This window comes from Sodalis sp. RH24, from assembly GCF_047324145.1.
GTDB lineage: Bacteria > Pseudomonadota > Gammaproteobacteria > Enterobacterales > Enterobacteriaceae > Acerihabitans.
Genome location: NZ_CP178729.1, coordinates 3,068,747 through 3,081,036, shown reverse-complemented (window position 1 = coordinate 3,081,036; position 12,290 = coordinate 3,068,747). Strand labels below are relative to the sequence as shown.

General features: G+C 59.6%; 7 protein-coding genes. All 7 read left to right on the top strand.

What is annotated here, in order from left to right; all coding sequences use genetic code 11:
* The first annotated feature begins 11 nt into the window (after window positions 1-11).
* The gene (locus ACL2XG_RS14040) at window positions 12-680 is read left to right on the top strand and encodes an amino acid ABC transporter permease (protein ID WP_410012497.1); all 669 of its coding nucleotides are present in this window, start codon (window positions 12-14) and stop codon (window positions 678-680) included.
* Window positions 677-1,333, top strand: a complete 657-nt coding sequence (locus ACL2XG_RS14035) for an amino acid ABC transporter permease (RefSeq protein WP_410012496.1) — start codon at window positions 677-679, stop codon at window positions 1,331-1,333. The genes ACL2XG_RS14040 and ACL2XG_RS14035 overlap by 4 nt, the downstream gene beginning before the upstream one ends.
* Window positions 1,314-2,057, top strand: a complete 744-nt coding sequence (locus tag ACL2XG_RS14030) for an amino acid ABC transporter ATP-binding protein (protein ID WP_413721925.1) — start codon at window positions 1,314-1,316, stop codon at window positions 2,055-2,057. Before ACL2XG_RS14035 ends, ACL2XG_RS14030 begins: the two co-directional genes overlap by 20 nt.
* Before the next feature lie 153 nt (window positions 2,058-2,210).
* The gene (locus ACL2XG_RS14025; RefSeq protein WP_413721926.1) at window positions 2,211-3,455 is read left to right on the top strand and encodes a pyridoxal-phosphate-dependent aminotransferase family protein; all 1,245 of its coding nucleotides are present in this window, start codon (window positions 2,211-2,213) and stop codon (window positions 3,453-3,455) included.
* On the top strand, window positions 3,455-4,756 hold the full coding sequence (gene hpxK / locus ACL2XG_RS14020) for an allantoate amidohydrolase (RefSeq protein ID WP_413721927.1): 1,302 nt from the start codon (window positions 3,455-3,457) through the stop codon (window positions 4,754-4,756). Before ACL2XG_RS14025 ends, hpxK begins: the two co-directional genes overlap by 1 nt.
* Window positions 4,757-5,325: 569 nt before the next feature.
* Complete coding sequence (locus ACL2XG_RS14015) at window positions 5,326-10,251, top strand: hypothetical protein (RefSeq protein WP_413721928.1); 4,926 nt, start codon at window positions 5,326-5,328, stop codon at window positions 10,249-10,251.
* 297 nt (window positions 10,252-10,548) lie between these two features.
* Entirely contained in the window at window positions 10,549-12,285 is a 1,737-nt protein-coding gene (locus tag ACL2XG_RS14010; protein WP_413721929.1) for an acetolactate synthase catalytic subunit, read from the top strand.
* Window positions 12,286-12,290 lie beyond the last annotated feature (5 nt).

Genomic DNA, 12,290 nt, shown 5'->3' with positions numbered 1-12,290 from the left:
ACGCCGCGCCCATGACCTATCAGCTTAATTTCGCCGCCCTGTGGCCCTATACGCCCGAACTGCTGTCCGGGCTGTGGGTGACCCTGATGCTGACCACCGCCGCCACGGCGGGCGGTATTACCCTCGGCGTGTGCGGCGCGGCTATCCGCAGCGGCCGGTATGTCGTGCCGGGCCGGTTATGGGGCGTCTATGTGGAGCTTATCCGCAATACGCCGTTTGTGGTGCAGCTGTTTTTTATCGTCTTCGGCCTGCCGGCGCTGGGGCTGAAAATGACCGCCGGCGAGGCGGCGCTGCTGGCGATGGTGGTGAATCTCGGCGCCTACAGCACGGAAATCATCCGCGCGGGCATCCAGGCCACGCCGAAGGGGCAGTGGGAGGCCGGCCGGGTGCTCGGCCTGTCGCGCGGCCAGGTCTTCCTGCGGGTGGTGCTGCCGCCGGCATTAAAACGCATCTACCCCGCGCTGGTGAGCCAGTGCGTGATCGTGATGCTCGGATCGTCGGTGGTTTCCCAGGTGTCTTATGAGGAACTGACGTTTGCCGGCAGCCTTATCCAGTCGCGTACGTTCCTGAGTTTTGAGGTGTACCTGGTGGTGACGCTGATGTATCTGATGCTGTCGCTGCTGATGCGCCAGGTATTGCTACGGGCCGGGCGCCTGATCTTCGGCGGAGAAGAGGCATGACGTCGTTTACCGACTGGGATATCCTGCGCAACCTGCTGCTGGCCGCGCGCTGGACGCTGCTGTTGTCGCTGGTGGCCTTTGCCGGCGGCGGCCTGTTGACCCTGCCGCTGATGTTGATGCGCCTGTCGCGCCGGCGCTGGCTAAAGCAGGGTGTTCGCGCCTACAGTAACCTGTTCCAGGGCACGCCGCTGCTGATGCAGCTGTTCCTGGCCTTTTTCGGCCTGGCGCTGTTCGGCATTGATGTCAGCCCCTGGCTGGCGGCGGCGCTGGCATTGACGTTGTTCACCAGCGCGTTCCTGGTGGATATCTGGTGCGGCAGTATCGATGCCCTGCCGAAAGGACAGTGGGAAGCGTCCCGCTGCCTGGGCTTAAGCTTCGGCCAGACCCTGCTGCGGGTCATGGCGCCGCAGGCCATCCGCATCGCCATTGCGCCGACGGTGGGGTTTTCGGTACAGGTGGTTAAAGGCACCGCGCTGGCGTCCATCATCGGTTTTGTCGAGCTGACCAAGGCGGGGACCATGCTCACCAACGTCACCTTCCAGCCGTTTAAAGTCTTCGGCCTGGTGGCGCTGGGGTATTTCCTGATGTGTTATCCCCTTTCCCGCCTCAGCCATTATCTGGAGAAAAAGTATCATGCCGCTGATAACCATTAACCAGGTGCAGAAATATTACGGCCAGAACCATGTGCTGAAGGGGATCGATCTGGATATCGACGCCGGCGAGGTGGTGTCGATTATCGGGCGCAGCGGTTCCGGCAAAAGCACCCTGCTGCGCTGCATCAACGGCCTGGAAGAGTATCAGGAAGGCAGCATTAAGCTGGGCGGCATGACGGTGACCCACCGTGATGCCCAGGCGCGGGAAATCAGTCGTTCGGTGGGGATGGTGTTCCAGAATTTCAATCTGTTCCCGCATATGACCGCGCTGCAAAACGTGATGCTGGCGCCGCGCCGGGTGCTGGGGAAAAATGCGGGCGAATGCCGCGAACTGGCGGTATCGATGCTGGACAAGGTCGGCCTGGGCGACCGGTTGGATTACCACCCCGCCAGCCTTTCCGGCGGCCAGCAGCAGCGGGTGGCCATCGCCCGCGCGCTGGCGATGGATCCCAAGGTGCTGCTGTGCGATGAGATCACCTCGGCGCTGGATCCGGAACTGGTGGGGGAAGTGTTGAAAGTGCTGGAAAAACTGGCCGGCGAAGGCATGACCCTGATCCTGGTCACCCATGAAATGAGCTTTGCCCGCGAAGTCGGCGACCGGGTGGCGTTTATGCACCAGGGCACGGTGTGGGAGCAGGGCGCAAGCCGAGAACTGTTCGCCCGGCCGCGGACGGCGGAACTGAAACAGTTTATTGCCTCGGTACGGGGCCTCGGCGACGCCTAGGCCTGGCTGTCCGGCGCCAGGATCTGCATCCCTGCCGCCGCCTGGATTGGGCGCGGCGGGCAGCGGGGTTCAGGACCGGTGAGGCGGATCCCCGTTGCCGACTTACTTGGCGTATTACTAAATAGATTAATAGCGTTCTCGGAAGGATAAATCATGTTGGATATTGCGAGCTATGACCAGATGAATCCGCCGGCCCGGCTGCTGATGGGGCCGGGGCCGATTAATGCCGATCCGCGCGTGCTCAGGGCGATGTCGGCCCAGCTTATCGGCCAGTATGATCCGGCGATGACCGGCTATATGAACGAGGTGATGGCGTTGTACCGCCAGCTGTTCAACACCGCCAACCGCTGGACCCTGCTGGTAGACGGCACATCGCGCGCCGGCATCGAGGCGGTGCTGCTTTCCGTTATCCGGCCCGGTGATAAGGTCCTGGTGCCGGTATTCGGCCGCTTCGGCCATCTGTTATGCGAAATCGCCCGCCGCTGCCGCGCCGAGGTACACACCCTTGAGGTTCCCTGGGGAGACGTCTTCAGCCCCGGCCAAATCGAGGACGCCGTGAAACGGATCCGGCCGCGCGCGTTACTGACGGTGCAGGGCGATACCTCCACCACCATGCTGCAGCCGCTGGCGGAGCTGGGCGATATCTGCCGCCGTTACGGCGCGCTGTTTTATACCGACGCCACCGCCTCGTTCGGCGGCAACCGTCTGGACACCGATGCCTGGGGCCTCGACGCGGTATCCGCCGGCCTGCAGAAATGCCTCGGCGGCCCGTCCGGCAGCGCGCCGGTCACGTTGAGCCCGCGCTTTGAAGAGCAGATCCGCCGCCGCAAATGCGTGGAGCAGGGGATCCGCACCGCCGATCATCGGGACGGCGATGATGAAATGATCTATTCCAACTATTTTGATCTCGGCATGATCATGGATTACTGGGGGCCGGAGCGGCTGAATCATCATACCGAGGCCACCAGCATGCTATTCGCCGCCCGGGAGTGCGCGCGCATCCTGCTGCAGGAAGGGCTGGATAACGCCATCGCCCGCCATGAACTGCACGGCGCGGCGATGCTGGCCGGTATCCAGGCCATGGGGCTGGGCGTCTTCGGCGATATACGCCATAAAATGAATAATGTGCTGGGAGTGGTGATACCCGACGGCATCAACGGCGAACAGGTACGGCAACTGCTGCTGAACGATTTCGCCATTGAAATCGGCACTTCGTTCGGCCCGCTGCACGGCAAGATCTGGCGTATCGGCACCATGGGCTATAACGCGCGCAAGGATTGCGTGATGCAGACCCTGGCCGCGCTGGAAGCGGTGCTGAACCGGCTGGGTTTTGCCAGCGGGCAGGGCGCCGGCACGCAGGCGGCCTGGGATCATTACACAGCCGCGGCGGAGGTGTAATGACGCAACCGAGAATGACGGCGGATTTGGCCGGCAGCGCCGCGCTCAGGGTGATGGCGCGCTGCGATACGCTGGCGGAAATCAGCGCGACGCCGGGCGAGCTGACGCGGGTCTATCTTTCTGCGGAACATCTGCGCGCCAATCTGCAGGTCGGCGCATGGATGCGCGCGATAGGGATGCGTGTCTGGCAGGACGAGGTCGGCAACCTGTGCGGCCGTTACGAGGGGTTGCAGCCGGCGCTGCCGGCGATCCTGCTCGGCTCCCATCTGGATACGGTGCGCAACGCGGGGCGCTACGACGGTATGCTGGGCGTGCTCACCGCCCTGGAGGTGGTGCATTACCTGTACCAGCACCGGCTGCGGTTGCCGATGGCGATTGAGGTCATCGCTTTTGCCGATGAGGAGGGCACGCGCTTCGGCATCGCCCTGCTCGGCAGCCGGGGCCTTACCGGCACCTGGCCGCCGGACTGGCTGGAGCGGCGCGACGCCGAAGGGATAAGCGTCGCTCAGGCGCTGCGCGCCGCCGGGCTGGATGCGGGACTTATCGGCCGGGCCAAACGGGAGAAAACAGCCTTCAGCGCTTACCTGGAGCTGCATATCGAGCAGGGGCCCTGCCTGGAAAATGCGGGACTGGCGCTGGGCGTGGTCTCGGCCATTAACGGCGCCAGGCGCCTGAACTGCCGCTTTACCGGCTCGGCCGGGCATGCGGGCACCGTGCCGATGGCAAACCGCGCGGACGCGCTGAATACCGCCGCGCGCTGGATAGCGCGCATCAACGATATCGTCGCCGCCCACGGCCCGGAGATGGTGGCGACGGTGGGCGAGCTGCACTGCCTGCCGGGCGCGGTAAACGTGATCCCGGGCGAGGTCCGGCTAACGCTGGATGTCCGCGGCCCCGACGACCGCGCGCTGGCGGCATTGCTTGCCGGCCTGCTGGACTGTGCCGCCGCTATCGCCGGGCAGCACGCCTGTGCCTTCGGCAGCGAGGAGTTTTACCGCATCGACGCCACGCCCTGCGATCGACGCCTGCAAGCCGTGCTGGCCGGCAGCGTGCAGGCCGTGCAGCAAAAAAGCCTGTTATTGCCCAGCGGCGCCGGTCATGACGCCATTGCCGTGGCGCAACGCTGGCCGGTGGGCATGCTGTTCGTGCGCTGCGACCGGGGAATAAGCCACCATCCCGATGAAGCGGTCGCCATGGCGGACGTGGCGGCGGCGATCCGGGCTTATCTGGAGGCGGTGCTGACGCTGGCGGAAGGCCCGGCGGGCGACGAACCCAGGCGCGACATTACCGGCGCCGGTTAGACTATGTAGTATAGGAGCAGGGCGGCGCAAGGAGGCGACCCGCACCGATAGGGCGCGCCAGGCGCATCGGGACAGAAAAATATCTTTAGCGATAAATATCTTTCAAGCATGTTCTTTATTCGCCAAACTTGAATGCGGCGGTGTTATATCTTTCGCATATAGAAATAATTATTATTGAATTGAATAAGTGATAAAAAATTTAATTTTTTAATTTAGTATATATTTTAAATTTATTTTATTAACGCATCATTATCGGCAGATACTCAAAGCAACAGGTGACATGGGGAAAGGTAGCCATTATGGTAAGCGGCGTCAGCGATACAATACCACCATCAAATCATTCACGCCATCATGAACGGTTGTTGCATAATAATATTAGTAATGCTTTTATTTCTGCTTATTCATCGATTAATAATTTAAAGGAAGATAATACTTCCATAACCGGCGACGATCTTTTCCAGCGGGCGGCGCAATTAAATACGGAGCGCGCTCATCACTGCGGGGCGGAGGAATCATTAACGCCGACAGCGCCCAAAAACCTGTGGCACAGACTCGCTTATGCTTTGCTGATGGCGTCTCCCGTCATGGGGAAGGAGGCGTTGTGGGCAACCCCCTTGCGCGGCGGGAATACGCTTTGCGTAATGTCCGCTACGCCGCGCCGGGGTCAGCGTCTCTTAGGCCTGCCGCAAGGCGGCAAGGTTAAACGCGCGGCGAAACCGGATTCGCGGCGGATCAGGACCGATAGATTCTATCTCCTGGCACTGTTTCTCAACAGAAACGCAACGGCGAGTCTCGACCCGGAAACCTGCGGCGATCTGCAACTGGCGGCAAAGTTGCTCGACGTCGTCGCCCGGCAGCCTTCCCTGATACCGGATATTGCCCGCATGGCGCTTTCCGGCAGCAATCTCTACGGCGAGCGTCGGGGGGAAACGCTCAGCTCGTTGCAACAACGCGGCCTGGTCGGGCAAATGCTGTGCCGGCTTATCTACCAGGAAGAAAGCATCCCCCTGCGCATGGCAAAATTATTTGCGGTAAATCGTCAGGTGACGCAAAAAGAGTTTGCCGCGGTAGTACGAACCTGGCCCTACGCCGAGGGCTTCGAGACAGGTGAACGGTTATGGCGGAAAAATTATGAAGCGGCGGAAATTCCTGTTCTATACCTCAACAGCCTTTATACCCTGACGGAAGGGCAGGCGTGGCACAAAAATGATTATCCCTTTTTTCTCGATCTGGATAACCTTTGGGTCGGCAGCCTGACCTGGACGTTAATACAATTCGGCGCCAGGTCTATCGCGCTGAAAGATATGGACAATCTTAACGCCACCTCTCCTTTTTCCATGATGGAATTGGGCTTGGGGCTGGTCGCTCTTTTCCGGCAAGGATTACTGGCAACCGGCGTGGAACCTACGTTTCATCTGGGCCTGCTGCTGTATTACCTGCGTGCTCGGCCGGAGCTGGACCTTGGGCAGATAGTCGTTAATGAAACGCTGGACCCTGCTTTCGCGCTTCTCAAAGAAGAATTAGAAAACAGGCATATTATCGCCCAGCGCCTGTACGACAGCGTCAGCGATTACCAGGCGGATTACCAACGCCCGGCATGGCGTACCCGTCAGGGCGCCGCGGAGGAATTGCTCAGGCAGTATTGCGGATCGGCTTCGCTTCCACTGTCAAGGAAACATGCTCCGGCTGCCAGGCATTTCCGCTATTATGAGCAGAATCCGGTACGGCAACTGATGATCCGGCCTGCCGGCCAGCAATGTGCTGAAAACGGTACGACCATACCGGATCTCGATGCCTTTTATCGCCAGGAGGTGGAAAATTTTTCCAATAAAATCAAAATCCTGGATAGCTCCCTTCTGGCTGCGGCCTTTCTGCCCAGCGATTTTCATGATCACCTCCTCCAGTCAGTGGACGTAAAGTTTCTGGAACATGCCGGCATAGACTGGGTGATTGCGAAGCTGGAGCGCATCCGGCGCGTGCCGGACATGTTTTATTCCAGCGTGCCCGTACAAAATGTGGGTAAATCCGATACGTTTTTTTTCCAGGCCCGGCTGACCCATGAGCGCCGGCTGTTTGCGTTGCGGACCACGGAACAGGGCTACCTGTTGCGCAGGATTGTTTATGACAATGCCCATCTTGAGGCACTGAAACCCTTTATGGAGGGTTGGCCGGCGCCGGGATTGCTGCCGCACTTCCGATTTTCGCTCGCGGTCCTGAATCACAACGCGCCCCTAAAACAACGAAATGAAACACTGGCGGTTTTCCTGGAGCGTTATGCCGAAATTCACTACCAATCCTATCGGCAAAAAATTTATGAACAGGGCTATCAGGCCATCGAGTCGCCTTTTCCCCGCATTTTGGATAAGGCGGCCGGCATGTTTATTCCCTTTTACACCTGTGTAAATTCTCTTATCGCGGGCCAGCAACAATCCGCCTTTACACATTGTCTGGTGGACGGCGCGCTGGTGGGGTTGCCGCTGATATTTGTCGGGGTAAAAGCCGGTCTGGGCCTGTACCGGGAGGCGGCTATCGGCGCCGCTGAAACACTGGGCGGACCGAGGTTCATCGCATCGGAGCGGGAAATTTTCGCCAACAGGGTGCCGGCCTCGACACCAATTGCCGGCGGCGTCACGGCCGCCCAAACGCAACTCGCGGGATTTATGGATGTGATGGGCAAAGAGGTGTTGAAAAGCTTCGACCCCGGTTTTGCCGCGCTGCGATCGCTGAGTCTCCTGACCAAAGGGGTCTACCTTGCGGTGCTCGGTAGAACGGCGGTTGGGCTGATACCATGGCGGTCTAGCCTGGCCAAAATCACCGGGAAAATCCCTCAGTACGTCTCTATCAATGCTACCCAGAATTATCAATTGACCTATGGGGACCAGGCAGATACACCCCTTACCATCAATGTGAAAGGGATTTCCTATTTGGTATTGCAGATACAAGACAGCAGCATGGTGGCGGCGCAGACCGGCGAGCGCATGCCCCACGGCGAATTAATGTTTTCCCAGTTGGATTTGCAGAGCCGGTTCGGCATCTATAAAAAATATTACTGCATCTATACCGGCGATGCGCAATGCCGGCTGGAGACCTATCGCCATCCGGACTTCAAGATTGAAAAGGCCGCCAATATCTCCCAGGCGCAGGAGGGACATTTTGTCTGGTTGCTTAACACCACCTTACCGATAAACCTGGTGGTGGTGCATCCTATTTATCAGGTCGAATATGTTGGCAATCGGTGGGTGCTATTTGAAATCAATGGCCGGCGCTGGGCCTTCGCCCATGACAGCGGCATTCTGATGCCGGCGGATAATACCGATGAATGGCATATCTCTCCCCCCGTGGCCGGAGATTTTATCTCGATGATTGATCGCGGCGCTGACGACAGGACTTTTAGGCTGCGCCTGATGCAGTTGCCAGGACGCCGTAAACGGGATACGGGATCGCGCAGCCTGCGCACGTGGCGTCAATTATTGACGGATTACCGGCTGGATGATGAGGGGGAAATTTCCGGATTCGCCGCCAATATTTACGATGACGCACACCTGGATGTGGCAATCGGCGAGGCAAAATTTCTCCTTGCGCCGGAAAAGAATGCCGCCACCTTCCTGTTGCGTCATCCGCGAAACGCAGCAGCGCCGGCTTTTCGCGTGGCGTATCTTCCCGACGAGGCTGATTTTGTTTTTGCCTCGCCGCTCGATCGGCTCAATTCCCACCGGATCGGCGAGGATTTGCGCCGGAAAATGGACGCTATCCCGCCGTCCACCCGGGCATTCCCCGGCGATATCCTGCAGCCGCCGCTTTTCAACGGCGCTTTCCGCTACGGTAAACGCATGTTCCTAAAAAACGGCGATCGGTTTTTATCCATCACGCCCGCCGGCGCGTATTACCATGGTCTGCCGGGGGAGGAAGGGGATAGCCATGAGGGCGTATGGACCTTACGCTATGAATTGTTCACCGGAAGTTTTGAGCTGTCCGTCCTCCGGTCGTCTTTTCACCTGCCGGGCCAGGGAGACGACGAATTCCTTTCCCGGTTTGAAAAGCTTGCCGTTCGCGCCTTTGCGAAAAAAAAATACCCCACCCTGGCGGCGTTATGCCAGCCGGGCAACATGACTGACGGCCTTTCTCCCGCGCGGCAATCGCATCTTGGCGGTCGTCTGCGCCAGGTGGCGCTGCTGCTTCGTCTTGATCCTCATCGCCGATTGGAGCTTTTGCATGCTTCAAGCGTAGCGCTGCGCGCGTTCAGGAAAGACGACCGCCTGCCGATGGAGTGGATTGCCGACTTCCATCCCCTGGCACTCTGGGCCACGCTGGAAAACGTGGCGACGGCCTGCGGCCGGCGTAACGAGGGAGAGAGCCTGCTGGCAAGCCGGCAGTTGGCGCAGTTGGCGGGACAGGAATGGGGTTTCCCGGCGCCAGTCCTGATTGCCGAAGGGCCGGAGCCCATGCTGTTTATTGTCAGCCATACACCGGTTCCGGCGGGGCCGCACCAGGAAAAAAAATTTGTCATACGGCTGTTTGTCGACCGGATAGCCATACAGGAACTCGTCAGCGAGGACGGATTCCGTCGTTGGCTGCCGCTGTTTGAGGACCCGCAGCGGACGACGGTGACCAAACATGCCCTGGCGGAAACACAGCAGCCGGTGTTCTGGTGTGATGAAGCGGATCATCTCTGGGCGCAAACACCCGACGGCGTTAAAAGACGCTTATTGCGCAATGACAGCCGCCAGCCGGTGGATGATATTATCGTTTCTCCCGACGGCGCCACGGTGGTGGTGCTTCACTTCAGCGCACCGATAACGCAGCGCGCGCTGTTTTACGCCATGCCGGCCATGGGCGCGCGGACCGGGGAGGCGGATATTGCTTATTCGAGGGAAGTCGTTGTTACCGGTTCGGTGGCCCATGGCCGGGCATGGTGGGTTACCGATCGGGGCGAGCTGTTTGTACCGCGGCAACATTATTGGTCCTTGCAGGATGACCCGCAACCCCGCTGGCGCGCGCCTGAAGGTTACCAGCCGGATTTCGTCTCCCCCGACCAGCGTTTTCTCGGTTATAGCGGGCACGGTAGCCCATTACGCCAGCATGAGATAATGCTGATCGATACCGTTACCGATAACCGCTTGATACTGCGGCGCGGACGGCCTTTCAACCTGGAGAACTTTCGCCTGGGCAAGGTGGTCAGCGTCGCGTTCTCAGCGTTGAATGCGCTGGTCGCGGTTGGTTTCTCCGACGGTTACATTGAAATATACCGTATCGATGATGAGAATAACGCCGGCATGGGCATTTCTCTTGGCGGCGTAAGCGTGCCCGAGGCACTGTTTAATCTGGCGGGCATCAGCTATCCCAAACAAAAGCAGATGGTGCTCCAATTTAATAATGCTTTTGACCGGCTGCTGGTTTTTCACGATATCGGCGAATTTAGCGCCGGTTCGCCGGGTAACGGCAGCTATGCCATGGCGGAAATCTATCTGTCGGACGCAAAAAAACCGGATAGCTGACCGGGCGATGGCGCGCCAGTGGTGATAAGGCGGCTTGCCGGCGCGCAAGGCTGCCCCGCCTCCTTCCTAAAAAACCATTGAATTAATAAATTAATTTAAAACAATGGGTTAATGTTTTTTCGGTATTTCTGAAAGTGTTTATTCTGTGATCCTGTCCCACAAATCCTAATAAAAACGTTTTTATTAGAAACGTTTTTATGGGAGGCTGGCGCTATGTTACGGCTTGGTTGCCACTCTGTTAACCTTGATTGAGGTCTGGATAACGGGGAGCGCGGAAACAACGAAGGGGAGTCATGCATGGACACAGAAGGTAGCGGGAAAAACACAGGGCAGCGCAGGACCGGGGCGCATATCTTCGCCGCCGCGCTGAAACGCCATGGCGTGGAGGTGATTTTTGGCCAAAGCATTCCGGCCGCGCTGTTTTTGGCCACGCCGGAATACGGTATCCGCCAGGTGGGCTATCGTGCGGAAAACGCCGGTACGTATATGGCGGACGCTTATGCGCGCCTGTCCCATAAGGTGGCGGTGGTCACCGCGCAAAACGGTCCGGCGGCCACCCTGCTGGTGGCCGGGCTGGCGGAGTGTTATAAGGCCTCGGTGCCGGTGGTGGCGGTGGTGCAGGATGTGCATCGCAAAATGACCGATAAAAACGCGTTCCAGGAACTGGACCATCTCGATTTGTTTAAAGGCGTGTCGAAGTGGACGCGCCGCGTTACCGACATCGACCGGCTTGATGATTATATCGACATGGCGTTTACCGCCGCCGCGTCGGGCCGCCCCGGCCCGGTGGTGATTATCGTTCCCATCGATCTGTTTAACGAGGCCGCGCCGCAACATCCCCGCCGGCATGCCTCCTCGCTCGGGCATTTTCCGCTGGATCGCACGGTGGCCGCGCCCGAGGCGATTGAAGAAGCGGCGCGCCTGCTGGCCGGGGCCGCGGCGCCGTTGATTATCGCCGGCGGCGGCGTGCATATTTCCGATGCCGCCCGGGAGGTTGCGGCGCTGCAGGATGCGGCCTGCCTGTCGGTGGCCACCACCGCCATGGGCAAAGGGGCGGTCAGCGAGGACCATGAGCTTTCGTTGGGCGTGGTCGGGTATTTTATGGGCGCGCGCGGCCGTACCCGCCATCTGCGCGATATGGTGGCCGACGCCGATGTCATCCTGCTGATTGGCAACCGTACCAACCAGAACGGCACCGATAGCTGGAGCCTGTATCCGCAGGAGGCCAAATATATCCACCTGGATATCGACAGCCAGGAAGTGGGCCGCAACTACGACGCGCTGCGTCTGGTGGGCGACGCCAAACTGACCCTGCAGGCGCTGACGGCGGCCATGAAACGGCAGGATCTCGGCAAGCGCCGCGGCGCCCGTTCCGCCATTGCCGCCAGGATTGCCGCCGCCCATGAAACCTGGCAATCGGAGGTGCAGCAAACCCTGGATCTCAACGCCCGCCCGATTCGCCCGGAACGCCTGATGCTCGATCTGGATTCCCTCTTAACGCCGGAGACGATCGTGGTCTCCGACGCCAGCTATTCCTCGATCTGGGTGGCCAATTTTCTCAAGGCGCGCGCCGTCGGCGCCCGGTTTGTTACCCCGCGCGGCCTGGCCGGCCTGGGGTGGGGATTTCCCTATGCGGTAGGCGCCAAGATCGCCCGTCCCGAGGCGCCGGTCTTCGCGCTGGTGGGCGACGGCGGTTTCGCCCATGTATGGTCGGAGCTGGAAACCGCCCGGCGCATGGGGGCCAATGTGGTGCTGGTGGTGCTGAATAATGAAATCCTCGGCTACGAAAAACACGCGGAGAAAACGCTGTTCGGCGATTATTCCGACGCCTGTGATTTCAAGCCGGTGGACCATGCCGCCATTGCCCGCGCCTGCGGCTGCGAGGGGGTGCGTATCGAGAATCCCGCTGATTTTTTACCGGCCCTGAAACACGCCTTCAGCGCCGATAACACCACCGTTATCGATGTGATTACCGAACAGCGCGCCTACCCCCCGGTGACGATGTTCGACGGGCAAAAGAACCTGGATTACTGACAGGC